Origin of the sequence: Bradyrhizobium sp. Gha, assembly GCF_900113735.1 — a bacterium.
Classification (GTDB): Bacteria; Pseudomonadota; Alphaproteobacteria; order Rhizobiales; family Xanthobacteraceae; genus Bradyrhizobium.
The window spans coordinates 213694-239377 of record NZ_FOQM01000001.1 but is presented as its reverse complement, the minus strand read 5'-3'; the positions used below and the strand labels follow the sequence as shown (position 1 = coordinate 239377).

The 25684-nt window shown below is 62.9% G+C and carries 20 protein-coding genes and 1 pseudogene; 16 read left to right on the top strand and 5 right to left on the bottom strand.

What is annotated here, in order from left to right:
* Positions 1 to 560: 560 nt before the first annotated feature.
* The 14 genes and pseudogenes from BM222_RS01205 (at position 561) to BM222_RS01140 (ending at position 17651) form a co-directional block, all read left to right on the top strand.
* The gene (locus tag BM222_RS01205) at positions 561 to 1844 is read left to right on the top strand and encodes an ABC transporter substrate-binding protein (RefSeq protein ID WP_092226443.1); all 1284 of its coding nucleotides are present in this window, start codon (positions 561 to 563) and stop codon (positions 1842 to 1844) included.
* Positions 1844 to 2620, top strand: a complete 777-nt coding sequence (locus BM222_RS01200) for an ABC transporter ATP-binding protein (RefSeq protein WP_092226802.1) — start codon at positions 1844 to 1846, stop codon at positions 2618 to 2620. Before BM222_RS01205 ends, BM222_RS01200 begins: the two co-directional genes overlap by 1 nt.
* Positions 2617 to 3384 (top strand): ABC transporter ATP-binding protein, encoded by a 768-nt coding sequence (locus BM222_RS01195; protein WP_092226441.1) that lies wholly within the window; start codon positions 2617 to 2619, stop codon positions 3382 to 3384. Before BM222_RS01200 ends, BM222_RS01195 begins: the two co-directional genes overlap by 4 nt.
* Positions 3385 to 3387: 3 nt before the next feature.
* Complete coding sequence (locus BM222_RS01190) at positions 3388 to 4269, top strand: branched-chain amino acid ABC transporter permease (RefSeq protein ID WP_092226438.1); 882 nt, start codon at positions 3388 to 3390, stop codon at positions 4267 to 4269.
* Positions 4270 to 4272: 3 nt separating this feature from the next.
* Complete coding sequence (locus tag BM222_RS01185; protein WP_092226436.1) at positions 4273 to 5922, top strand: branched-chain amino acid ABC transporter permease; 1650 nt, start codon at positions 4273 to 4275, stop codon at positions 5920 to 5922.
* A 60-nt stretch (positions 5923 to 5982) separates the two neighbouring features.
* Positions 5983 to 8304 (top strand): N,N-dimethylformamidase beta subunit family domain-containing protein, encoded by a 2322-nt coding sequence (locus tag BM222_RS01180; protein WP_092226801.1) that lies wholly within the window; start codon positions 5983 to 5985, stop codon positions 8302 to 8304.
* Between the two features lie 79 nt (positions 8305 to 8383).
* A complete protein-coding gene (locus BM222_RS01175) occupies positions 8384 to 8749 on the top strand; it encodes a N,N-dimethylformamidase alpha subunit family protein (protein ID WP_092226434.1) in 366 nt (121 codons plus the stop codon).
* Between the two features lie 59 nt (positions 8750 to 8808).
* Complete coding sequence (locus BM222_RS01170) at positions 8809 to 11148, top strand: N,N-dimethylformamidase beta subunit family domain-containing protein (protein ID WP_092226432.1); 2340 nt, start codon at positions 8809 to 8811, stop codon at positions 11146 to 11148.
* Positions 11149 to 11246: 98 nt separating this feature from the next.
* Positions 11247 to 11941 (top strand): annotated as a pseudogene (locus BM222_RS01165) (glutathione binding-like protein).
* 84 nt (positions 11942 to 12025) lie between these two features.
* Entirely contained in the window at positions 12026 to 12691 is a 666-nt protein-coding gene (locus BM222_RS01160; protein WP_092226429.1) for a 2-hydroxychromene-2-carboxylate isomerase, read from the top strand.
* A gap of 298 nt (positions 12692 to 12989) precedes the next feature.
* Positions 12990 to 13982 carry a LacI family DNA-binding transcriptional regulator gene (locus BM222_RS01155; RefSeq protein WP_092226427.1) on the top strand — a complete coding sequence of 331 codons (993 nt, stop codon included), beginning with the start codon at positions 12990 to 12992 and terminating at the stop codon, positions 13980 to 13982.
* Positions 13979 to 15517, top strand: a complete 1539-nt coding sequence (locus tag BM222_RS01150) for a sugar ABC transporter ATP-binding protein (RefSeq protein WP_092226425.1) — start codon at positions 13979 to 13981, stop codon at positions 15515 to 15517. The genes BM222_RS01155 and BM222_RS01150 overlap by 4 nt, the downstream gene beginning before the upstream one ends.
* Positions 15510 to 16562, top strand: a complete 1053-nt coding sequence (locus BM222_RS01145) for an ABC transporter permease (RefSeq protein ID WP_092226423.1) — start codon at positions 15510 to 15512, stop codon at positions 16560 to 16562. The genes BM222_RS01150 and BM222_RS01145 overlap by 8 nt, the downstream gene beginning before the upstream one ends.
* Before the next feature lie 96 nt (positions 16563 to 16658).
* Positions 16659 to 17651, top strand: a complete 993-nt coding sequence (locus BM222_RS01140; protein ID WP_092226421.1) for a substrate-binding domain-containing protein — start codon at positions 16659 to 16661, stop codon at positions 17649 to 17651.
* A 262-nt stretch (positions 17652 to 17913) separates the two neighbouring features.
* Here BM222_RS01140 and lpdA read toward each other — a convergent pair whose 3' ends face one another.
* From lpdA to BM222_RS01115, 5 genes are read right to left on the bottom strand one after another with little or no spacing between them, the layout of a single operon-like run.
* The gene (lpdA, locus tag BM222_RS01135; protein ID WP_092226419.1) at positions 17914 to 19308 is read right to left on the bottom strand and encodes a dihydrolipoyl dehydrogenase; all 1395 of its coding nucleotides are present in this window, start codon (positions 19306 to 19308) and stop codon (positions 17914 to 17916) included.
* A 7-nt stretch (positions 19309 to 19315) separates the two neighbouring features.
* Positions 19316 to 20587, bottom strand: a complete 1272-nt coding sequence (locus BM222_RS01130) for a dihydrolipoamide acetyltransferase family protein (protein ID WP_092226417.1) — start codon at positions 20585 to 20587, stop codon at positions 19316 to 19318.
* A 1-nt stretch (position 20588) separates the two neighbouring features.
* The gene (locus BM222_RS01125; RefSeq protein ID WP_092226415.1) at positions 20589 to 21602 is read right to left on the bottom strand and encodes an alpha-ketoacid dehydrogenase subunit beta; all 1014 of its coding nucleotides are present in this window, start codon (positions 21600 to 21602) and stop codon (positions 20589 to 20591) included.
* Positions 21603 to 21605: 3 nt separating this feature from the next.
* Complete coding sequence (locus tag BM222_RS01120; protein WP_092226413.1) at positions 21606 to 22865, bottom strand: 3-methyl-2-oxobutanoate dehydrogenase (2-methylpropanoyl-transferring) subunit alpha; 1260 nt, start codon at positions 22863 to 22865, stop codon at positions 21606 to 21608.
* Complete coding sequence (locus BM222_RS01115; RefSeq protein ID WP_143105888.1) at positions 22862 to 23098, bottom strand: hypothetical protein; 237 nt, start codon at positions 23096 to 23098, stop codon at positions 22862 to 22864. The genes BM222_RS01120 and BM222_RS01115 overlap by 4 nt, the downstream gene beginning before the upstream one ends.
* A gap of 164 nt (positions 23099 to 23262) precedes the next feature.
* Between BM222_RS01115 and BM222_RS01110 the strand changes: the two genes are divergently transcribed.
* Positions 23263 to 23775, top strand: a complete 513-nt coding sequence (locus BM222_RS01110; RefSeq protein WP_092226409.1) for an Lrp/AsnC family transcriptional regulator — start codon at positions 23263 to 23265, stop codon at positions 23773 to 23775.
* A 347-nt stretch (positions 23776 to 24122) separates the two neighbouring features.
* A complete protein-coding gene (locus BM222_RS01105; protein WP_092226407.1) occupies positions 24123 to 25604 on the top strand; it encodes an aldehyde dehydrogenase family protein in 1482 nt (493 codons plus the stop codon).
* Positions 25605 to 25684 lie beyond the last annotated feature (80 nt).

Here is a 25684-nt window from a genome sequence, read left to right as displayed (position 1 = left end):
CACCGCGTAGTGTTTCGCGTCCTCAGCAGAGCAAGGTCCGCGCCAACCAATGCGAGCTGCCACATGACGATGTGGCCATTCGCTCTGCTATCCCGATCGTCCCGGATCGAACTGAGACGCCGAGCTGGAAGCTGCAATCGCATGTTAGAGGCGGTCACTCCTTTAGTCAAAACAGTGTCACACTGCACCTCATTCAAGGCCAGCAATTCTGACGCAAGATGACTTTCCGCGCTGCCGACTGATGAAAATCTGGGCGTGGCTTGCTGCGCAAGTCGTCACCCTGAGCTCGGTTCGCACCCGCAGCGTAGTTCTGGCTCGCACCAGGCTCTCCAGGCGAGCCTTCAAAATCGGTCGGCTGACGTATTGCTGAAAATCGGCAGAAGACCGAGGCTCTGACAAATGCGGTTCGGCCGAAACCACCATTGTCAGTCCGTGGGGATACGGATCGAGGCCGCACCACCCGGCGGTGTTTGACGCATCGTCTCGCTCTAACAGAGGTCCGGCCCGGTCTCGGTCGCGATGCCGAGAAGCCGCGCGCCATTGCTGGAAAGGTTGCTCGGATGGTTCTCAAACTCACCAGGCGTTCAGTGACCACCGGCCTCGGCGCCGCCATGGCCGCACCATTTGTCGGACGGTCGGCGCTTGCCGCCCAGCCGATCGTTCTCGGCGTTCCCTACTGTCAGACGGCTGCAGCGGGTGTCGCGGATCACCAGGACTTCCTGAACGGGACGACGCTCGCGATGGAAGAGATCAATGCCGCAGGCGGCATTCTCGGCAGGCCGCTGAAGCTGTTCACAACGGACATGAATGTTCTCTCCCCGGAATCGTCCAAGCAGGCGCTGGCCGCCTGCGTTGATGCAAAGGTCGACGCAATTTCCTTTGCTTTCACGCTCGTCCCCTTGCCGGCGATGGACGCGACGGCGAAGTACAAATGTCCCTACATCAACGGCAATGCGCAACGCGCCGGCACCGCTGCCGTCAAGGAGCAGCCGGACAAATACAGCCACATCTTCCAGTTTTGTCCGTCTGAGGTGAACTACGGATGGAGCTATGCGGTCTGGCTGGAAGACCAGGAGCAGGGAGGCGTCTGGAAGCCGAAGAACCGCAAGGTTCACATCATTCAGGAGCAGATCGGTTACTGCCAGACGATATCGCGCGCGGCCCAGGAAGCGATCAAGCGGCGCGGCAAATTCGAGGTCGCCCGCATTACGGATATCCAGTATCCCGTGCAGGACTGGGCACCGGTCATTCGCGAGATGAAGGAGGTCGATGCCGCCGCGATCATGGTGGACCATTGGGTGGCTGCTGAATACGCCGCTTTCTGCAAGCAGTTTGTGGCAAGCCCGGTGCGCGACTCGCTCGTCTATCTCCAATACGGCCCCTCCCAGCCGGAGTTCCTCGAGCTTGCCGGTTCGGCGGCGAACGGCTTCGTCTGGGGCACCACCATGGGCATCTATGGTGACCAGAGGGGGCTCGCCTACAGGCAGAAGTACAAGAAGCGCTTCCCCGGCATTGCCGGGCTTGCCTATACCGGCATTGCTTACGATCAGACCTACTACCTCAAGAAGGCCTGGGAAGCAGTCGGCGATCCCCGGAAGTTCAGGGAGGTCTGCGACTGGATCCGGACCAACCCGCAGCGCGGCGTCTGCGGCTACGTCGATATGGGCAACCCATATCAGGAAGCGCTCCATTTCCCGGACAATGGAGGCGACGAATTGCAGGCGCGCAAGCTCGAGGCCGGCGTCGCGCAGCTCTACGTCCAGATCCAGGGCAGCGAGCACAAGATCGTATATCCCGGTCCGGTCTCGGAAACGAAGCTGATCTCTGCGCCGTGGTGGAGCTGATGCTCAGGCAAATCTCCCGAAACGAGGCAGCTGAGCGGGGCGGAAAGGCCGCCCTGTTCTCCTGCACCGGCATCTCGCTCGATCTCGGCGGTCGCGAGATCCTCCGCGACATCAACCTGCATGTCGAGGCCGGGGAAGTGCTGGGCATCATCGGACCGAACGGCGCGGGCAAGACCAGCCTGTTTGAGATCCTGTCTGGCCGCATGCCGCCAAAGAGCGGCTCAGTGTGGTTCAAGGGCGAGAATGTTACGGGCTTGCCGTTGTATTCCCGCTCGCGTTTGGGGATCGGCCGCACGTTCCAGACGCCGGTGGTCCCTGACGAGCTGACCGTCGGCGAGACGTTCAAAGCGGCGCGTCAGGCTCACCGTCCGTTTCTCACGAGGTTCGACGCCGAATATGGCGCCGACCTCGTCGGTCTGAAGATCAGTGACGACACGCCGGCGACGCAGCTCGAGACCTTCAACCGGCGCAAATTGTTGCTGGCCTGCCTGCTGATGCGCCGGCCCTCGTTGCTGCTGCTGGATGAGCCGGCGGCCGGCCTGATCAATTCGGAGGTCGACGAGATCGATACTCTGCTGCGGATCCTCGCAAAGGAGATGAACATTGCGATCCTCATCGTCGAGCACCGCATCGAGCTCCTCGGGACGATCGCCGACCGCATTCTGGTGATGGATGCCGGGGAGGTCATTTCCGAGGGCCTGATGGACGACGTCATGGCGGATCCGAAGGTTCACGCGGCCTACTTCGAGGATTTCAGCGAAGAGGCGGATGCATGAATATCTCCGTGAGCAACCATTTGCCGGGAGCTCCGGCGCGTCAGCCGCAGCGCGAAGTCCTCAACGTCAAGGGATTGTCCGCAGGCTATGGGCCGGTTCGCGTCATCCACGATCTTGACCTCGTCGTCCATTGTGGGGAGCGGATCGGCATCGTCGGCCTGAACGGCCACGGCAAGTCGACCCTGTTCTATGCAATCGCCGGACTTACCGGCTGGCAGCGCGGCTCGATCAAGCTGAACGGCAGGGAGGTCGGTCGCACGCGAAGCCAGGGGCCGGGGCGCTACACCCACGAGATCGTGCGCGCAGGATTGGCGCTGATTCCTCAAGGCGACGAGATCTTTCATGGCCTGACCGTCGAGGAGCATCTCGATTCCGGGGCCTACACCGCGGCAGCCTGGCGCGATCGCGCCGCGCGCAAGCTCCGCATCCTGGAGATATTTCCACCGTTGCGGAAGCTGATGGGGGTACCCGTGGGGCGCCTGTCGGGCGGGGAACGGCGCATGGTGTCGATCGGCCGCGGCCTGATGACGGATGCGTCGCTGTTCCTCGTCGACGAGCCCTCGCTCGGGTTGGCGCCCAAGATCGGCAAGAGCGTGATCAACGCACTGATGGCCGTCAAGCTCGGGAATGCCGCGATGATCATCGCGGAGCAGAACGTTGCGCTGCTGGAAGGCCGGGTCGACCGCGTCATCGGCATGCATGTTGGAAAGCTCAAGGGTGAGGCCTCGGCGGCCCTCGCGTTGAACGTTTATCGAAAGGCGTAAAACGTGGATATCTGGTTCATCGTCAGCAACACCATCGTCCTTGCGTGCATTTACGGCACGCTTGCGATTGGAATTTCGATCACCTGGTCGAGCCTTGGCCTGCTCAACCTCGCCTACGGCTTCATATTCGCATTCTCGGGCTATGGCGCCTGGCTGTTTGCGCAGCATGTCTCGGCATCGGGGCCCGGGGTGCTGGCCGCCGGTATCCTCGCAGGCGCGCTCGGAGGAGTGATCATCTGTGCGGTCGGGTTCATACCAATCCACGACAAGCCAAACTTCACCATTCGAGGTCTGATTGCGACGCTCGCGATCAATCTGATCGGCACGCAATGTCTGCTCTGGTGGTTCGGCCCGCGATCGAAGAGTCTGCCGGAGATATTCGGCAACTGGTCGGTATCCTTGCCGGGTGTGGTCTTCACGGCCGACAAGATCGGGAACGTGGTGACATCCGTCCTGATATTGGCGGTCGTTCTAAGGTGGATGCAGTCGAGCCGCCGTGGCCTCGAAATCCGCGCCATGATGATGAATCCGCATGCGGCATCCATCGTCGGCATCGGCGTTCGGCGAACCTCATTCTATGTCATGGGCATCACGGGCGGGCTGGCGGGTCTCGCGGCCGTTCTTCTCTCCCAGACCTACTATATCTCGCCGTTCGGCGGACTGATGCCGATGATCAAGGGCGTCAGCATTGCGCTCTGTGGCGGGCTCGGCAGCGTGCGCGGCGCCGTCATCGCCGCCATCGTGCTCGGCCTCAACGAGGCGCTGACCAGCATATCGATCGGCGGCCGGTACGTTCTCATCACCCAGTTCGTCGTGATCATCGTCATTCTCTTGGTCCGCCCGCGCGGCATTGCCGGGCTGCTCGACAAGGCGAGGGAGGCCTGAGCAATGTCAATTGATAGCGGCATCACGTGGCGCAATCCGCTCTTCGTGTGGGGCGGCAAGCGCGACGTCGAAGAGCTCCCGACCATTCCGTTCCGCAGCCACCAGGAGGTCTGGGAAGGAACTCGTCGATCGGCAACGAAGCTGAATGTCGTCGGCCGTCTGCGCTACTACTACAAATGGCCAGGCCACGGCGGAACGATGTGGAATCGCCTCCGCTACTGGCCGACCCGCCGCCGCGTGCTTCGCCTGCGCGGGGAGTACAACCCAAAGACCTTGCGCGCGGAGAAGACGATCGTCGACAAGCGGCCCATCTGGTGGATCTTGGGGCTTCTTGCGCTGGCGATTGCTCCCCTGTTCACGCCAGGTGATCTGCAGAACACGCTGCTGACGGCGGGAGCCACGTTCGGCATCTATGCAGCTATCAGTCTGTGCTGGATGCTCATCATGGGAACTGCGGGCGTATTTTCACTCGCCACCTATGCGGTCGTCGGGACGGCAGCGTTCGTTACGGCATTGCTTGCCGTCAAGTTCGCATTGCCCTGGTGGTTGTTGCCGCCGATCGGGGCTCTGGTGGGGCTGGTTTTCGGTGGGATCATCGCGCTGCCGGCAACGCGGCTCGACGGATTCTACTATGCGCTTCTCACCCTTGGTCTCAACGAGCTTTGCCGGGTCTACTTCGTGACGTCGAAGGAGTTCGGGTCCGCGAATGGCGGCCTGTACGGTGCCGCGACCTACATACCGGAAGACTGGTCGCAGCTGGGTCAGCTGCTGCTGGCGTACTACGCCTGCTTCGGCCTGATGCTGCTGGCTTTGCTGCTCTACCGGTTCGTCAACGGCCGCCGGCTTGGACGAATCCTGCGCATGGCGCCCGAAAAGCGCGAGGCCTTCGCCGAGGCAACGGGGGTCAACTTTCGCCAGGCGCGCGTCTGGGTGTTCCTCATCTCGTCAGCGGCGCTGGGCTTCATCGGGGGATTCTATACCTCGAATTTCGGCGGGGTGGCGTTCTCGATCTTCAACTTCGATACCGTGCTGCTCGGCCTCGCCATGCTGGTCATCGGCGGCGTCGGACGCGCGGAAGGCGCGGTGGTCGGAACGCTCATCGTTGTGTTCTTCGACCAGGTGCTCAATACGTGGGGACCGGCTCGCTTCATGATCATCGGGCTCATCATGCTCCTGGTCGTGCTCTACCTGCGTAACGGGCTGTTCGGCATCAAGGCGCAGTTCCGTGCCTGGCGCGACAAGAAGAAGAGCGAGCGGCGATCGACGCGAGCGGAGAAGGGCGGCGAGATCCTGCCCGAGGAAGCGACCGAGACCGAGGACAAGAGCGTCATCTACCAGCGGCGCCACGACAAGATGACCCGCGACCACCTCAAGACTCTGGTGTCACCGGAGATCATCGAGGAGCATCGCCACTCCCTCAACGGGCAGCACAGTGAGGCGCTCGAACGGCTCCTGATCTACTTCCGCACCCGTCCTCAGGTGGAGAAGTACGCCATCATGGCCGTGGAACGCTTCGAAGGCTATCGCATCGTCGCTCTGTCAGGACATCGTGGCGTAGCGCCGCGTGTGGTGGAGGACCGAATCTACGCGACGCCGGACGAGGCCTGCCACGGCGTCTTTATGCGGCGCGTTCAGGATCTACTGGAGTCCTGATCACGGACGAAGCGTTCCGACCTGCGCGCGGACGCTGGGCTTCTAAAGAGGGAGTTGGCGGTGACACCGGTCAGACTTTTTGGCTACACGGACAGGATCTCGGTCAAGCCGGGCGAGACGATTCAGTTTCATGTCAGCGCCGAGGGGACGGATACCGCCGAGGCGCAACTGGTGCGCCTGATCCATGGCGATCAGAACCCGTCAGGACCAGGCTTCGTCGAGGAAGAGGTGGCGTGTACCGCGAACGGCAGGTGGCGGGTCGAGCGGCAATTCACCCAGGTGGGATCGTTCCTCGAGGTCGATGATCCCGAGGCCCGGCTGGCGTTCACAAATAGCTTCACTCTGTTCGCCTTCGTTCACCCGACATGGCCGGCATCCGGAAAACGGCAGACGATAATCGGCCGATGGGACGGCGATCGTAAGCAGGGCTACGGCATCGGCATCGACGAGAAAGGCTATCTGCAGTTCTGGAGCGGACGGGGCGAAGAGATCGAGCGGCTGACCGCCACCGTGCCGCTGCAGGTGCAGATGTGGTATTTCGTGGCCGTGACCTTCGATGCCGAGACCAGGCGCACGACCTTGCACCAGGTCGGCGTCGGCAACAGGTACAACGGCCTGCTGGGCAAGGTCGCGCTGGTGGATTACGAATCCCGCTCGTCTGCGACTTTCCGGAGCATGCCCGGCAACCTGGCCTCAACTCCGTTTCTGATGGCAGGTTCGCGTAGCCGCGACGCGCAACAGCGGGCGTGCGTGTCGGAGCTCTATTGGGGCAAGATCGACCGGTGCGGTGCATTTGGCCAGGCTCTACAGTCGGCCGAGCTCGACACGATCAGGAGCGAGCTTGTGCCCACGATGGACAGCCTGGTCGCGTACTGGGATACGAGTGCGGGATACACCGATCGCGGCATCGGTGATGTCGTGGTCGACGTCGGTCGGTACAAGCTGAATGCCCGAGGATACAATCGGCCCGTTCGCGGCCAGACCGGCTGGAACTGGGACGGCTTCACCGATTGCTTCCGCCTGGCTCCGCAAGAGTTCGGGGGCATCGAGTTTCATGCCGACGCGCTGACGGATTGCAATTGGAAGGCAACCGAGACCGTCGTCCTGCCGCACGGCCTCAAAAGCGGCTGCTATGCCATGAGGCTGCGATCTGGCTGGGGAAAGAGCGTGAGCGAGGAGCATGTCGTCTTCTTCGTGCGGCCACGAAGGCCGCGGGCGCGTATCGCGTTCCTGTTTCCGACGCTCACCTACCTTGCCTTTGCGAACGAGCGCCTGAGCTTCGATCACCCGGAGCGCGAAGCTTTGACGGGACAGTCGGCTGTGCTGTCCGATATCGACATCGAGATGTATATGCGAAACGATTTCGGGCTGTCGACATACGACATGCACGCCGATGGCAATGGCGTGTGCTACAGCTCTTATCACCGTCCGGTGATGAACATGCGGCCGAGGTACAGGATGCCGAGCCTCGATGTGGCTTCGGGATTGGCTGCGGACTTATCGATCATCGCATGGCTGGACCACAGCGGCTTCGAGTACGAGGTCCTGACCGACGAAGACCTCCATCGCGACGGGTCGGAGGCGTTGTCGCCGTACGCTTGCGTTATCAGCGGCTCGCGCCCGGAATACTACACCGAGCAAATGTTGGATGCGACCGAGGATTACATCGCCGGCGGCGGCCGTTACATCTATGCAGGCGGCAACGGGTTCAATGCCACGGCGGGCATTCGCGATGGCGAACCATGGATCATGGAATGTCGACGCCGCGATGATGGGTACAAGCCGTGGGTGTCCCGCTACGGCGAGCACTACATGGCAACGGACGGGATGCGAGGTGGTCCCTGGAAGGTACTCGGACGGGCGACCCAGAAGCTGGTCGGCATCGGCCTGAGCAGCTCGGGCGGTGGACGGAGCGAACTCTACCGGAGGATGCCGGACAGCTATCACCGCACGGTGTCCTGGATCACCAAAGGTGTCGATGGCGAGATCATCGGTGACGCCGGTCTTGCCAATGACGGCGCCGCGGGGCTGGCGCTCGATTATTATGACCGCGCTCTGGGGACGCCGCCGCACACCAAGATCATCGCCTCGTCAGGGGGCCACACGGACAGCTATGTCGTGAACCAGCAGCTCGTCCTCTATTCCTACCTTGGGCTCTATGGGTCGTATGACTGGCGGGTTCATGCCGACATGACCTACTTCACGGCCCCCCACGGCGGCGCCGTGTTTGCATGTGGCTCGGTCGCATTCGCGCAATCGCTGCCGATCAACAATTTCAGGAACAACGCATCCCGGGTGCTGGGGAACGTGGTGGAGGCATTCGCGGGGGCCGGCAGATTGCCCGGGTTTGCCTGGGTCAACGAGGAAAAGCAGTGGGCTTGATGCATCCGTCAGGGGGAGCCGCGTCGGCACGTTCCGCGGCCGTGGTTCACGTCAAACATTTGCAGGTGGAGAGCTGAGAATGCTGCCTCTCGAGTACGACAGGTCCGAGGACCGCGACATCATCGTCCGGGATCGATTCGACGGCTTCCGCCGCGAGTATCTGCGGACGCTGGTGAACCCCGAGGTCATCGAGGAGCACCGGCAATCGGCGCTGGGACAGCACAGCGAGAAGCTCGAGCGACTGTTGATCTATTTTCGTCAACGCCCGCTCGAGCAAAGATATGCGGTCAGAGCAATCGAGCCGTTCCGGCGCTATCAGGTCGTCAGGCTCTCAGGACGTCGGGGAGTCCCACCGCGTTTGGTCGATGGTGCCATTTACACATCGGCGAACGATGCTCGTCACGGCCTGTTCCTGCGTTGCATCCGCGACCTTCTCGAAACCTAGCGCAACACGTCTGCCGGGCAGGGCACCTTGTCCGGCTTCTCGATGGGAAACTCCGCACCATGGCGCAGATCAAGATATTCGGTTACGCAGACAAGATCTCGGTGAAGCCGGGCGATACCATACAATTTCATGTCAGTGCCGATGGTACGTCGACCGCTGAAGCGCATCTCGTGCGCCTGATCCATGGCGACGAACATCCGCATGGTCCGGGATTCATCGAGGAAGAAATCGACTGCGTCGCCAACGGCACCTGGCAGGTCGAGAAGCAGTTCACGCAGGTCGGTTCCTTCCTCGAGGTGACCGACCCCGATCGCAAGCTCGCGCTCGACGGCAGCATCACGCTCTGTGCATTCATCTGGCCGACATGGCCCGATGTCGGGCATCGGCAATGCCTGTTGGGCCGCTGGGACAACGACAGGAATCACGGCTACGGTCTGGGAATCAATCCAAGCGGCAGGCTGGAGTTTTGGGTCGGGTGCGGAAACGAGGTCGACTACCTCCAGGCTGAGCTGCCGCTGCAGAAGCAGGCTTGGTATTTCGTCGCGGCCACTTTCGATGCGCGAAGCGGCCGCGCCACGCTGCACCAGGAAGGCGTCGTGAACCGCTACAACAGCCTGCTCGGCAAGGTCGCGCCGGTCGAATACCGCTCCCATGTGTCGGAGATGTTTCGATTCAGGCAGAACAACCTGCCCGATACGCCGTTCCTTGTGGCGGGCTCGCGCGACTGGCACGCGCTGCGTGGTCACTTCGTGTCGCAGCTCTATTGCGGGAAGGTCGATCGTTGCGGTGTGTTCGATCGCGCTTTGGCTCGCGCCGAACTCGATGCGATCCGCGCCGGCGGGAAGCCGCCGTCGGACGGCATGGTCGCATATTGGGATACGACGAAGGGGTATACAGATCGTGGAATCGGCGATCTTGTAGTCGACATTGGACCAAACCGACTCGATGCGAGGGGCTACAACAGGCCGGTGCGTGCACAGACCGGCTACAACTGGAACGGCCGCAACGACTGCTTCCGGCTCGCCCCAGATCAATACGGCGGCATCGAGTTCCATGCCGACGCGATGATCGACAGCAATTGGAAAGCCACAAAGACGCTCGAGCTGCCCGAAACGTTGCGCAGCGGAGCCTACGCGATGAGAGTACGCGGCGGCGACGGCGCGGGCCTGGCCGAAGAGTACATCGTGTTTTTCGTTCGGCCCCGCATGCCTACAGCGCGAATTGCTCTGCTGTTTTCCACCGCGACCTATCTGGCCTATGCCAACGAGCGCTTCGCAACAGACGGGCAGATCGTGCAGCCAATGGCGGGCCAGCCGCCGACGATCTCCGAGGTCGATATCGAAATCTACGAAAATCCGGAATTCGGTGCGGGGTGCTACGACACGCATGCGGATGGCGCCGGCGTCTGCTACACGAGCTACCGTCGTCCGATGGTGAACATGCGCCCCAAATACCGGATCGCCGCCTTCGACTTGCCGTGGAATTTTCCGGCAGATCTCTCGATCCTGGCATGGCTCGAGCACAAGGGGTACGACTACGACGTACTGACTGACGAAGATGTACATCTGGAGGGTGTCGCCGCGATGGCGCCCTATGCGTGCATCTTGAATTCCACGCATCCGGAATATCATTCCGAGCGCATGCTCGACGCCCACGAGGATTACATCGCCGGCGGTGGGCGCTTCATCTGCATGGGCGCGAACAGCTTCTGCTGCAACGTGGCGTTTCGCGAGGACGAACCGTGGATCATGGAGTGCCGCAAGACAGGTGGACACTGGATTGCCTGGGCGGCGCGGTCGGGCGAGTACTACCTCGCCACGACGGGACAGATGGGCGGTATCTGGACCGGCTTCCAGCGCTGGGGGCAGAAACTGGTCGGTAATACGTTTGCGGGCGAGGGCTTCGCCCATAGCCAGCCCTACCGGCGGATGCCTGACAGCTATGATCCCGCGCTGGCCTGGATAACCGAGGGGATCGAAGGCGAGACCATCGGTGATTTCGGCCTAGGCAACGGCGGCGCGGCGGGCATCGAGATCGACTGCTACAAGCTGGGGTTCGGCACGCCGCCCAACACCAAGATCATCGCATCCTCGGGGGGGCACCCCGACAACTACATCGCCCACGACGAGGAGGGAGCCCACGCCCACCAGGGATTCAGCGGGACGCACAACTACATCCTGCGGGCCGATATGGTGTACTTCGAGGCACCCAACAACGGTGCCGTATTTGCAACCGGATCCATCGCATTCGGGAGTGCTCTGCCTATCCACGGATTCGAGAACAATGTCTCGCGGCTCCTGAGCAACGTGGTGGACGCGTTCGTCAGACCGGGTCCGCTGCCCGGTTCGTCGAACAGACCCAGGGAGAATACAGGAAGACTTGAACCGGTTGGTCCCTAAGCAACATCCAGCTCACGTGACGAGGTGTCGAGCCCGTAGTCCAGAGATGTCAAGCTCGCGCGCAATTGGGTCGATTGTGATTTCGAGGAAGGTCCGGAATGATTGACTTGCACTACGCGCCGACCCCAAACGGCTGGAAGATATCGATCCTGCTCGAGGAACTGGGGCTGCCGTATACCGTCGTTCCGATCGATATTCGCGCGGGTGAGCAGTTCAAGCCCGAGTTTCTGGCCATTAGCCGAACAACCGTATTCCGGCGATCGTTGATCGCGCGCCGGCCGACTGTGGCGAGCCTCTCCCTGTGTTCGAGACCGGTGCTATTCTGATCTACCTGGCCGAGAAGACGGGACGCTTTCTGCCAGTGGATGTGCGCGGCCGTACCCGGGTTGTCCAATGGGTGATGTGGCAGATGGGCGGTCTTGGACCAATGCTTGGTCAGCACGGTCATTTCCGTCTCTATGCGCCGGAGAAGATCCCGTATGCGATCGACCGTTATCAGCGTGAGGCAACGCGACTTTATGGTGTGCTTGATAATCAATTGGGCAAGACCGGGCGCTTTGTTGCTGGCGACGAATACACGATAGCCGACATGGCCTGCTTCCCCTGGACGATGACCCATAAGGCGCAAGGCTTCACACTCGACGACTATCCGAACGTAAAGCGCTGGTATGCGGAAGTTCGCGAGCGGCCACAAGTGCAGGCCGGCCTTGCGGTCGGCAAATTCGTGAAAGAGCCGTTTTCCGACGAAGCAAGGCGAATCATGTTCGGCGCATCCAGGTTCGTCACGGAGTGAACGCCATGGAGCCCTCTGGCGAGTGAAAATCGGAATGCCGGCTCGCAGAATGGCGCACCCGAGAGGTGGTGAGTGTAACGATCGATGATCGAGTTTTTCTTCGACTGCTCAAGTCCGTGGACCTATCTCGCCTTCCACAACATTCAAAAATTGGCGAAGGAGTTTGGCGAGTCGCTTTCGTGGCGGCCCGTGCTGGCTGGCGGCATTTTCAATACGGTCAATCCGGGCGTTTATGCCTCGCGCGAAAATCCGATCGCGCCGAAAGCGCAGTACATGCTGAAAGATCTCGCCGATTGGGCTCGCTCGGCCGGTCTTGTGATCAAGATGCCACCGACGGTCTTTCCAGTGAACAGCGTAAGAGCAATGCGCGGGTGCGTCTGGCTCGGCAGCGACGGGATGGTCGCGTTCGCAACTGCCGTGTTCGAAGCCTATTGGGGTGAGGACAAGGACATCTCACAGGATTCCGTGCTGACGGACATCTGCAAGAAGGTGAGCATCGATCCTGCGGAATTTTTCCGAAGCATCAACGAAGAGGCGGTCAAAAATCAGCTCAGGCTCAACACGGAGGAGGTAATCGCACGCGGCGGCTTCGGATCGCCCACAGTGTTCATCGACAGAACCGATATGTATTTTGGCAATGATCGTCTGCCTTTGATCCGCGAAGTGTTGGAGCGTCGGAAGACACGGTGTCATCCGGCCTGCAGTATTGCCCCCGGGACCTTCGAGGTCCTTCATTCCCGTGATGAGTAGCGCTGCAAGCGATACCGCGAGTGTGTTGGCCGGAGGCGCCGAGGTTGAAAGAGGTTGAGCGTCAAACGACCCAAAAACAGCTGCCAAAAACAGCTGCAATGACTTCCCGAAGCAACGGCGAGAGACCCGGCCGTCACGAAAACCCCTGTCGCCCCCAAGTTCCAGCTCAGCTCCGCGGGAGCCATGATCGCGTGAAAAACTTGCATAAAAGGTAGAAAAACGATTGCGCAAACGTTTTCGCGTGCCATAGTCCTGCAAAACTTGGATTGCCCAACAATATCCAGGCACGGGGGGGGACGTGGCGACCATCGCGGATGTCGCGCGCAAGGCGGGTGTTTCGGTCTCCACCGTCTCGCATGTCGTGAACGGCACGCGGCGCGTTGCGCCGGATACTGCGCGCGCCGTGGAAATGGCGATCGCCTCCTTGAGCTACCGTCCCAACATGATGGCGCGGAGCCTGAAGGCCGCTTCCACCCGCTCAGTCGGCATCGCCATCTCCTCGATTTCCAATCCCTATTTCAGCGACATCATCTGTTCGATCGAGGCCGAATGCGCGCGCCTCGGCATGATGATGTTTCTGTCCGACACCGAGGATGACCCCGACCGTGAGCTCGACGTCGTGATGGCGCTGCATCAGCGGCGCGTCGACGGCATTATTCTCGCGCCCAGCCCCGATCCCGGGCGTCGCGCGCTCGCCTATCTGCGCGACGTCGGCTTGCCCTGTGTGCTGGTGGATCGCATGCCCGATCCCGCCTTCGATCAAGTCGGCATCAACAACCGCGAGGCGATGCGCAATCTCGTCGAACGCGTCGCCGCGCTCGGTCATCGCCGTATCGGCTATGTCGGCGGCAATCCCGGATTCGCGACCACGCTCGAGCGCATCGCCGGCTATCGCGAGGGCCTCGCCGACGTGATCGACGAACGCCTTCTCGTCACCGGCAGTGCGACAACGGACAGCGCGATGCAGGCCGCGGAGCGACTGCTCGACCTCGACGAGCCCCCGACCGCATTGGTCGGCGGCAACAATCTCGCGACGATCGGCATCATGAAGGCGATCCACAGGCGCGGATTGCGGGTGCCGAAAGATATCTCGATCGTTGGCTTCGACGATTTCGAATGGGCCGATTGCTTCGAGCCGCGCCTGACCCTGGTCGCGCAGCCCTGCGCCGAGATCGGCCGGCGCGCCGCCTTCCTGCTCATGGAGCGGATTGCCGCGCCCCAGGGGGCGCGGCGGTCCATTCAACTCGACGCTGTTATCATCGAGCGCGAATCCTGCGGGAGGCCGAAATGAACACGGGCTCTCGCGCCCCGCTGCTCGCCATGCGTGGCATCATCAAGAGCTTTGGCGGCGCGCAGGCCTTGCGCGGCGTCGATTTCGATCTCGCGAGAGGGGAAATCCACGCGCTGCTTGGCGAGAACGGCGCCGGCAAGTCGACCCTGATGAATGTTCTCTCCGGCGTGATCGCGCCGGACCACGGCGAGATCCGCGTCGACGGGACCTCCGTCCGCTTCACCGATCCACGCTCCGCGCAGGCCGCGGGCGTCGCGACGATCTTTCAGGAACTCGATCTCGTCCCAAGCCTCGATGTGACCGCCAATCTCTTCCTCGGCCGGGAGTTGACGCGGGCCGGCGTGCTCGATGGCCGCGCGATGCGCCGCGCGGCGCGGGCCAGGCTCGACGAGATCGGCTTCGATGTGGATGTCGATCAGCCGGTCGGTGAGTTGTCGGTCGGCAGGCGGCAGATCGTCGCGATCGCCAAGGCCCTGACCTACGCGTCGCGAATTCTCGTGATGGACGAGCCGACGGCCGCGTTGACCGCCGCGGAGGTGCAGCGGCTGTTTCATGTGATGCGCGACATCGCAAGGCGCGGTGTCGGCATCGTCTACATCTCGCATCGGCTCGAAGAGGTCCCGCGCGTCGCCGACCGCGTGACGGTCTTGCGCGATGGCAGGATCGCGGGGACCGCGCCGCCGACCGCGCCGCAATCCGATCTGGTGGCGTTATTGGTCGGACGGCCCCTCGCGGAGCTCTATCCGCGCCGCAGCGGCACATTCGGCGGCCGCGTTCTGCATCTTGAGCACGCCGCCTATCGCCCGCGCCGGCCCAGGGCTGGTTGGCGTGCGCCCCGCAAGGTCTCGCTCGAGGTGCGCGCCGGCGAGGTCGTCGGCCTCGCCAGCATCATGGGAGCGGGAAGGACCGAGCTGCTCTCTGCGCTCTATGGCGCGGGCGGCCCCGGCGCCTGGTCGGGTCGCGTCGAGGTCGAGGAGCGGCCGGCCAGACTGACCTCGATTTCGGATGCTCGCCGCGCCGGAGTTGCCTTCGTCAGCGACGATCGCCGCGGCGCCGGCTTGATGCTGCGCGACAGCGTCGAACGAAATCTCGTCGCCTCGGTGCTGCGGCGCGTGTCGCCGTTCTTTCTGATGTCGCAGGCGCGACAGGCGAGGCTCGCCGGCCAGGCGATCAAGGCATTCGACGTACGTCCGCCGCGGCCGGAGCTCGCGGTCGGCGCCCTCTCCGGAGGCAACCAGCAAAAGGTCGCACTTGCCAAGGAGGTGCTCGGGGAGCCGCGCCTGCTTCTGCTCGACGAGCCGACGCGCGGCGTGGATGTCGGGGCGAAGGGCGAAATCTACGCGCGGATTCGCGAACTCGCCGCGGAAGGCGTCGGCATTCTCGTCGCCTCCAGCGAAATGCCCGAACTGATCGGCCTGTGCGACCGCATCGTCGTGCTGAGGGGCGGGCGCACTGTTGCCGAGTTTCCCGCCGGCGCCGCGGAGGACGACATCCTCGCGGTAGCCGAATCCAATGAGGACGACAGCGATGAATGACGCCGCTACACTCGTGAAGTCCGCGCCAGCGCAGTCGACACCGGCACGCCGTCTCGATTTCTTCGCCATCGCGGTGCGCTTTCAGAGCGTCATCGGCCTGATCCTCGTTGCGATCGGCGGCGTCATCTTCTCGCCGCGACGGCACGGCTCGGTGCTGTTTCTGGCCCCGGACAACATCGCGAACATCGTCCGGGCGATTTCCGAGACGGGCATCATTGCGGTCGGCATGACCTTCGTCATCATCACCGCGGGGATCGATCTGTCGGTCGGCGCGCTGCTCAGCCTGTGCAGTGTGCTCACCGCCACGATCATGACGACCTGGGGCTGGGGTCTTGTTCCGACGGTGCTGTTCGTCATGATCTGCGGCGCCCTGTTCGGTTGCATGCAAGGTGCGATCTCGACCCGATTCCGCCTCGAGGCTTTCATCGTGACACTGGCGGGCCTCCAGGTCGCACGCGGCCTGGCGCTGGTGATCTCGAACAATCAGTACATCAACATTTCCTACGGCAATGGTCCGGGTCTTGCGCCGCCGATTTTCTCGGTGCTGGGCGATCGCCTGTTCGACAACACGGTTCCGGTCGCGACGCTGGTGTTTCTCGTCGTCGCCATCGTGGCCACCTTCGTGCTGAACTTCACGCGCTTTGGCCGCTATGTCTTCGCCGTTGGCGGCAACGAACGGGCGGCTCGGCTCTCCGGCGTGCCGGTCACACTGGTCAAGATTTCGGTCTACGCGATCACGGGTCTCGTGTCGGCCATCGCCGGCATCGTTCACGCCGGCCAGTTCAATTTCGGCAGCGCCAATGACGGCACGGGCTATGAATTGACCGCGATCGCGGCGGTGGTGATCGGCGGGACCAGCCTGTTCGGCGGCGCAGGCTCGATGATCGGAACGATCGCAGGCGCGATCATGCTCGGTGCATTGGCCAACATCCTTCAGCTCAACAACATCAATGCGGCGCTGCAGCTGCTCGCGACCGGCGCGATCATCGTCGTGGCCGCGGTTCTTCAATCTCTCGTTCGTCGCCGCGAGGGATTGGGTCGTTGACCCCAATGGCGACGTAAGGATCTGGTGGTGACCAGCGGCCGCCGGCAAGTGACCGCTCGTGAGTGCGGATATTCGAAGCAAAAGGGGAGTGAAATCATGCGACGCGTATCTACGAAGACAAGGTTCTGGTCGAATCTGGTGCTGGGCGCCGGCACGGCGACGCTCGTCGCCGGTGCAGCGCAGGCCGCACCGCTCGCAAAGGAGTGCAGCAAGACCGGGGAGTTCGTCATCGGCTTCTCGCAGGCGAACAATGCTGAGCCCTACCGCCAGCACGTCAACGACCAGCTGACCGCTGCGGCGAAGAAAGTGCCGCAATTCAAGCTGCAGATCGCCGACGGCGCCGGCAACGTGAACACGCAGACCTCACAGATGGACAATTTCATCACCCAGAAGGTCGATCTGATCCTGATCTCTCCGTTCGAGGCCGCACCTCTGACGCCGGTCGTCGCGCGGGCCATGAAGGCTGGCATTCCCGTCATCGAGCTCGACCGCAAGACAGTCGGCGAGCCCGGTAAGGAATATACGGCCTTCATCGGTGGGGATAATTTCAAGATCGCCGAGGAGGCGGGAAAATACGTCGCGGACAAGCTCCTGCCGCAAGGCGGCGAAGTGGCGATCCTCCAGGGCCTGCCAAGCTCGACGCCCGCCGTCGAACGGCTCAACGGTTTCAAGTCCGGCGTGAAGGACAATGCGAAGGTCCAGGTCGTCGCCGAACAGGCCGCCGACTGGCTGCCGGACAAGGCGCAGACCGCGTTCGCCGCGATGCTGCAGGCCCATCCGAACATAAAGGCCGTCTATGCGAGCAACGATATGATGGCCGCCGGTGCGCGTCTCGCGGCGAAGGGCGCCGGCAAGCTCGATCAGGTGAAGATCCTCGGGACTGACGGCTTGCCCGGACCCGCCGGCGGCATCCGCGCGGTCGCGGAAGGCGAGTGGGCGGCAACCTTCACGTATCCGACCGGAGGCCCGGAGGCGATCGATATGGCAAAGTCCATCCTGCTCGATTGCGCCGACAAGGTGCCGACCGTGGTGACCGTGCCGACCACCGCGATTACGCCCGATAATGCGAAGCAGCTGATGCAGAACTGAACGGAGTTCCTCGCACATTGCTCGGTGTGGCGGGCGCGGCCTGACAACGGCCGAGCTCGCTGCGCTGCTGGCAGGCATCACCAACCGATCCCCAAAAGGCCGACCTCACCGCGACCGCAGACGCCATTGTCGTCAGCGAAGGCCCATCATCGGCTCTTGACGAGATAGAGACTGCTCTCGGCCCGAACGGTCAACCGCGAGCGCCGGTTCGCCAATCGCGATCACCTGGGGCGAGGACAGGGCTCATCGTCCCCGTTCATTTTTAGATGTGAATTGCATGCCCCAGCGACATCAGAGCGGCCTCGTGAAAGGCCTCGCTTTGGGTTGGATGCGCGTGGATGGTGAAGGCGACGTCCTCGAGACGAGCACCCATTTCCAGCGCCAGGCTGAACGCCGCAGAAAGCTCGGCGATGCCGGCTCCGACGCCCTGGATGCCAAGCAGGACATGATTGTCCGCCCGTGCCACGGTTCGGATGAAACCGTCCTCGCGTTCCAGCGTCAGTGCGCGGCCGTTGGCCTTGAACGGAAAGAGGTCCGTCTTGATGTCGAAGCCCTGGCCGGTCGCCTCGTCGGGCGACAAGCCGACGGTGACGATCTCGGGGTCGGTGAAGCAGATCGCCGGGATCGAGACCCGGTCCCAGGCGCGGTGACGGCCGGCGACGATCTCTGCGACCATCTCGCCTTGTGCCATGGCACGATGCGCCAGCATCGGCTCTCCCGTGACATCGCCGATGGCGAAGACGCCGCGCATCGAGGTGTGGCATCGGTCGTCAATCCCGACGAAAGGTCCGTTCATGTCGAGATCGAGAGTCTCCAGGCCGAAGCCCGATGTCACGGGCCTACGGCCTACCGTCACCAGAATCTTGTCGGCATCGAGAATCTGCTGGCCGTCAGCGGTCTCGACCGCGAGCGCTGTGCCGTCCGAAACGAGGGCTTTCGCCTTCGCGCCCGTCAGAACGTTGACCCCGAGCGCGCTCAGGCGCGTTCGGACCGGCGCGCTCAGCCCGGCATCGTATTGCGGCAGAATGCGTGAGGTGGCCTCGACGACCGTGACGGCCGCGCCCATCTTTGCGAACGCCGTGCCGAGCTCCAAACCGATATAGCCGCCGCCGACCACGATCAACTTGTTCGGAATGTCGGTGAGCGCCAGCGCCTCGGTGGACGAGATCACACGACCTCCGAACGGTAAAGTCGGAATCGCAATCGGCTCAGATCCTGTCGCGATCACCACTGTTTCCGCATGAATCATCTGCGAGCCGGATGGCGTCTTGACCTCGACGGACTTGCCGTCGCGAAAGCGAGCATGCCCGGCAATGAGCCTGACGCCGGCCTTCTTCAGCAGGCCAGCCACGCCACCGTTCAGGCGCCGGACAATGCCGTCTTTCCAGGCGATGGTCTTGGCGAAATCGAGCCCCGGTTTTGCGCTCGAAATGCCGGGCACGCTCTTGCCCTCGGCGGCGGCTGCAATCGTTTCATACTCGCCGGCCGCGTGGATCAGGGCCTTCGAGGGAATGCAGCCGACATTGAGACAGGTGCCACCCGGCTTTTCGGCTTCGACGACAATCGTATCGATGCCGAGCTGGCCGGCGCGAATCGCGCAGGTATAGCCACCGGGGCCGGCGCCGATGACGAGGAGCTTACAGGTGATCTCGGTCATCTTTCCTTCAGTCGATGAAGATCATGGCCGGCGTCTCCAGCAGCAGCTTGATGCGCTGCACGAACTGGGCGGCATCGAAACCGTCGATCACGCGATGATCGAAACTGGAGGACAGGTTCATCATCTGGCGCGGCACGAAGGCGGCACCGTCCCAATGCGGGCGGATGGCGATCCGGTTGACGCCGATAATCGCGACCTCCGGATGATTGATGATGGGCGTCGTCGCCAGTCCTCCCAGCGCACCGAGCGATGTGATGGTGATGGTCGAGCCGGTGAGTTCGTCGCGGGTGGCGCCGCCGTGTCGGGCAGCTTCCGCGAGCCGCGCGACTTCACTGGCGCAATCCCAGAGGTCGCGCGCTTCAGCGTGCCTGATGACGGGGACCACCAGGCCGGTCGGGGTCTGGGTAGCGATCCCGATATGAACGCCGGCGTGCTGGTGCACGATCCCGGCCTCATCGTCGAAATGGGCATTGAGATGCGGCAGCTCGGCGATCGCGCGCACCATGGCGCGCATCAGAAACGGTAACAATGTCAGCTTGGGCTTGTCAGGCAGCTTCCGGCCGTTGACCTTCGCGCGCAAATCTTCGAGCGCCGTGACGTCGATCTCCTCGACATAGGTGATGTGCGGAATGCGCGCGCTCGCAATCGACATCTTCTCGGCGATCTTGCGCCGCAACCCGACGATCTTGATGTCGGTAACTGCAGTTTGTGCCAGGTACGGCGCCGCCATCGTTCCCGCGCGGCCGCGGGAGAGAAGGGCGTCGAGATCGTCGTGAGTGATCCGCCCAGCCGGGCCCGTCCCGTGGATTTGCCGCAAGTCGACGCCTGCCTCCCGCGCACGGAGCCGGACGGCAGGGGCGGCCAACGGCCGTTCGATGGCGTGGTGGAGTGGCGGAGCAGAGCGCTGCGATCTCTGTGCATCGGGCGGCGCACTCGCCGGGGCGCGTGGGGCGCTTGCGCCGTGATCCGCCCTCTTGGCCGCTGCGCTTGCCGCGGGCAATGCCTGTTTCGCCGCCTCCGGCGCCCGCTCGCCCGCGCCGCTGACCTCCAGCCGAACGAAGTCCGAGCCGATGGCGAGAAGGTCGCCCACATTGCCGGCGAGCCAGGTGACGCGTCCATCGGCCGGCGAGGGGATTTCGACGGTCGCCTTGTCGGTCATGACGGCGCCGAGCACGGCATCCTCACGAACGACATCGCCGACCTTCACGTGCCATTCCACCAACTCGGCTTCCGCGATGCCTTCGCCGACGTCAGGCAGCCTGACCACACGCTCGGCCATCTCAGGCCTCCATCGTTTCGATCAGCGCGCGACCGATCCGCGCCGGACCCGGGAAGTAGTCCCATTCCTGGGCGTGCGGGTACGGCGTATCCCAGCCGGCGACGCGCAGGATGGGAGCTTCAAGATGATAGAAGCATCGCGTCTGGACCAGAGCACAGAGCTCGGCCCCGAAGCCGGATGTGAGCGTTGCCTCGTGCACGATCACGCAACGTCCGGTCTTCTTCACTGAAGCTTCGATGGTGTCGAGATCGAGCGGCAGCAGCGAGCGAAGGTCGATGATCTCGGCATCGATGCCGGTTTCGGTCACGGCGGTCTCGGCGACATGAACCATCGTGCCGTAGGCGAGGATGGTGACGTCCTTGCCCTGCCTGCGGATCGCGGCGCTGCCGAGGGGAATTGCAAAGTGTCCGTCGTCGACCTCGCCGAGATCGTGCTTCGACCACGGCGTCACCGGCCGGTCATGGTGGCCATCGAACGGGCCGTTATAGAGACGCTTCGGCTCGAGGAAGATCACGGGATCCGGATCCTCGATGGCCGAGATCAGCAGACCCTTGGCGTCGTGCGGATTCGACGGCACGACGGTCTTGATGCCGCAGACATGGGTGAACAGCGCTTCCGGGCTCTGGCTGTGCGTCTGCCCGCCAAAGATGCCGCCGCCGGTCGGCATGCGAACGACAAGCGGGCAGGTGAACTGGCCGTTGGAGCGGTAACGCAGCCGCGCAGCCTCCGAGACGATCTGGTCGTAGGCCGGATACATGTAATCGGCAAACTGGATCTCGACGCAAGGCTTCAATCCGTAGGCCGCCATGCCCACCGCGATGCCAACGATGCCGAGCTCGCTGATCGGGGTGTCGAAGCAGCGGCTCGTTCCGTACTTCGCCTGCAGTCCCTGGCTCGCGCGAAACACGCCGCCGAAATAGCCGACGTCCTCGCCGAACACGACGACACCGTCGTCGCGCGACATCATCACGTCCATGGCATCCCTGATGGCCTCGATCATGGTCCGCCGCGTCATGATTCAAACTCCAGCTTCCTGGCGCTGGCGGCGCAGATGCGGGGGCATCTCGGCGAACACGCCCTCGAACATGTCGCGTGCCGTGGGTCGCTGCTCGGAATGGAGCGTACCGTAGCTTTCGGCCTCCTTTTGCGCCGAGATCACGGTGTCGAGGATCTCGGCCTCTGTCTGCTTGTGCCGCTCCTCAGACCAGGCACCGCGAACGATCAAATGGTTCTTCAGCCGGATCACGGGATCGCCCAGCGGCCATGCGTCGGATTCCGTTTTCGGCCGATAGCCTGCCGGGTCATCGGAGGTGGAGTGGGCGCCGACGCGGTAGGTGACGTGCTCCACGAGAGTGGGGCCGAGATTGCGGCGAGCGCGCTCGCAGGCCCATTTTGCGACCGCATGAACCGCAAGGTAATCGTTGCCGTCGACGCGCAGCGCCGGAATGCCGAAGCCGAGACCGCGTGCGGCGAACGTGCCGGAGCCACCGCGTGCGATCCCCTGGAAGGTCGAGATGGCCCATTGATTGTTGACGATATTAAGCACGACCGGCGCGCGATAGGTCGAAGCGAACACCAGCGCGGCATGGAAGTCGGACTCAGCCGTTGCGCCATCGCCGATCCACGCGACGGCAATCTTGGTGTCGTTCTTGATGGCTGACGCGATCGCCCAGCCGACCGCCTGGATGTACTGGGTGGCGAGATTGCCCGAGATCGAGAAGAAGCCGTGCTCCCTGGAGGAATACATCACGGGCAATTGGCGCCCCTTCAGCGGGTCGTGGGTGTTGGAATAGATCTGGCAGGCCATCTCGACCAGCGGGTAGCCGCCGGCGATCAACAGTCCCGCCTGGCGATAGGTCGGAAAATTCATGTCGCCCGGAAGAAGCGCCTTGCGGAAGGCGCAGCTCACCGCTTCTTCGCCCATGTGCTGCATATAGAACGACGTCTTGCCCTGGCGCTGTGCCATTTGCATGCGCGCATCGAAGGCACGCAGCGTCATCATGTGGCGCAGGCCCTCGAGCAGCTCGCTGTCCGACAGCGCGCCGGCCCAGGGACCAACCGCTTCGCTGTCGCGATTGAGCACGCGGATCACGGAGAAGGCGAGATCGCGGATGGACTCGGGATCGACGTCGACACTTGGACGATCGACCTGGCCGGCGCGCGGGATGCGGATGTTCGAGAAGTCGGGCGTGCCGCCCGGGCGCACCGCCGGTTCCGGCACGTGAAGCTTCAACGGCTCGGGCCCGGGGGATTGAGCCACCTCGCGCCGCGGGCTCATGGTGTCATGAGGGAGGTCGTGGTCGGGCATTGGCTTTCACCTCTCACCTCGATCGCATCGATGCAGAACAACGCGCCGACGCGGCGAGCGATCCGGTCGACGGCGTCGCGATCATCGATGTCTATGGAAGCCGAGATGCGGCATTCGCTCGCGTCCGCCCGCGCGCTGACGGCCGCGAGCCGAAGCCCCGCGACACGTGCCTGGTCAAGCAGGCGGCCGAGTGCGGCGTGCATATCGCTGGTCTGGAGTTCGAGAAAAAACACCGCGTCTGTCTCAGTTTGTTAGTAAATCGTACTGCTAAATGTCAGGATTGTCGTTCCTTTAATCTGGGTGTACCGTAGTTTGTCAGGATGAAATTTCTGCACAACGCTAGAAGACCCGGAAAAAGATTCTCGGTATGGCGCCAGCCAGACGTGCCACAAGGCCGGTCAAGGCATCGCGCAAGGATGCGCTTCGGCTCGACGAGATCGATCGCAAGATCCTGCGCGCCTTGCAGCAGGATGCACGGCTGACGACGGCGCAACTCGCCGAAAGGGTCGGGCTTTCCACCACACCGTGCTGGAATAGGCTGAAGCGTCTGGAAACGCAGGGCTATATCGACGCCTACGTGGCGCTGCTCAACCAGGACAAGCTCGGCCTGCCCGAGACCGTCATCATAGAGTTGACGCTCGATCGTCACGACGAGGAGATGCTCGAGCGTTTCGGCCAATTGCTGACGAGCTTGCCGGAGGTGATCGAGGCCTATCTCACCACCGGCGACTATGATTACGTCGTGAAGGTCGCGGTCGAAAGCACCGCCGGCTACGAACGCTTTCTGCGCGAGAAGCTCTACCGCATTCCAGGCATTCGCCACAGCCGCTCATCGTTCGCGCTGCGCTGCCTGAAGAAGCTGACCTCGGTGCAGGTCTAGCCAAATGCATCCGCGGTCACCGCAGTAATCCTGGACGGTGTCAGTTTTCGCAACGAGCGATGTGTGTCTTCAGGCGCGGTTGAAGCAACCGGTAGTTCAGAAAAACCAAACAGGGGATCAGAAAAAGCGTGGAAATTGCGGCGCGGTTCCGTTCTTTATCGATAATGCGCTAAAAGCAACTCCGGAACATCCAAAGCGATCGCAGGCGGTGTCGGCACCGCCATCGCGGCTGTGGTCGAGAGCGGCCATGGCCAAGCCTATATTTCGGACCTGGCACGACTGCTTCGCAAGGCGAAACCGGCAGCCTGGGCCAGGAAATGCGTGTTGAGACAGGAAAGACCGAGCGAATGACGAAGACCGATATCCGATTCCCCGTAGACGGCCGAACGCGCAAGATGTTCGTCGATGGCGCCTGGGTCGAAGCCCGCTCGGGAAAAGTCTTCGAGACGCGCAATCCTGCGACCGGCGAAGTGATCGGGCGTGTCCCGCGTGGCGATGCCGGCGACATCGACATCGCCGTCACCGCCGCGCGTCGGGCCTTCGTGGGACCGTGGAGCCGCTTCAAGCCGTTCGAGCGGCAGGCGTTGCTCCTGCGCATCGCCGATCTCTTCGAGAAGCATTGGGAGGAGATCAGCCAGTCCGACACAGCGGACATGGGCATGCCAATCGCGAGGACGCGGGCGAACAAGCTTCGCGTGCTCGGCATGCTCAGATATTACGCCGGCATGGCGACCGCGATTCACGGGCAGACGATCGACAATTCGCTTCCCGGCGACATCGTCTCGTTCACGCGGAAGGAGCCTGTCGGCGTGGTCGGGGCGATCATTCCCTGGAACGCGCCCACGGCTGCATCGGTCTGGAAGATCGGACCGGCGCTGGCGACCGGCTGCACGATCGTGCTCAAGCCTTCCGAAGAGGCGCCGCTGACGCCGCTCCTGATCGCAGATCTGATGAACGAGGCAGGCGTGCCGCCCGGTGTCGTCAACGTCGTCACCGGCACTGGTCCCGAGGCTGGTGCGCCTTTGGCCGAACACCCCGGCGTCGACAAGATCGTCTTTACCGGGTCCACTGCAACCGGGCAGGCCATCATCCGCGCCTCTGCCGGCAACCTCAAGCGGGTGTCGCTGGAGCTTGGCGGAAAGTCGCCGGTGATCGTCTGCGCAGATGCCGACCTCGACAAGGCGGTTCCGATCGCCGCGATGGCCGCCTTTGCCAATTCAGGTCAGATCTGCATCGCGGGCTCCCGGCTGTTCGTCGAGCGGAAGATCCACGACGAGCTGGTCGAGCGGCTGGGGAAATTCGCCTCGGCCCTGAAGATCGGTGATGGCGCTGATCCCACGACGGAGATTGGCCCCCTTGTTTCCGAGCGGCAACTCGACAAGGTTGAAAGCTTCCTGAAGAGCGGACGCGACGAGGGCGCGAAGGTCGTGGCCGGCGGCCGGCGGTTGAAGGAAGGAAGTCTCGCCAAGGGCAACTTCGTCGAGCCGACCGTGTTCGCCGGCGTCTCCGACACCATGCAGATCGCCCGTGACGAAATATTTGGTCCGGTCATCTCCGCATTGCCGTTCGACACGCTCGATGAAGCCGTGGAGCGAGCCAATGCGACGCCATACGGGCTGGCGGCGGGTGTCTTTACGCGCGACGTGAGCAAGGCCCACATCGTCTCGCGCAGCCTGCGCGCGGGCTCGGTCTGGGTGAACACCTACCACGCCATCGATCCTGCTTTGCCCTTCGGCGGCTACAAGATGAGTGGATACGGCCGTGAGGGCGGCACTGAACAGCTCGACGAGTACCTGAACACGAAGGGGGTCTGGATCAAGCTGGACTGACCCGCCCTAGGATATGTTCATTTAGGTCAGCAACGGGTCAAAAGGGCCTCCCGCAGGTTGACTGGGCCAACGAACGGCAA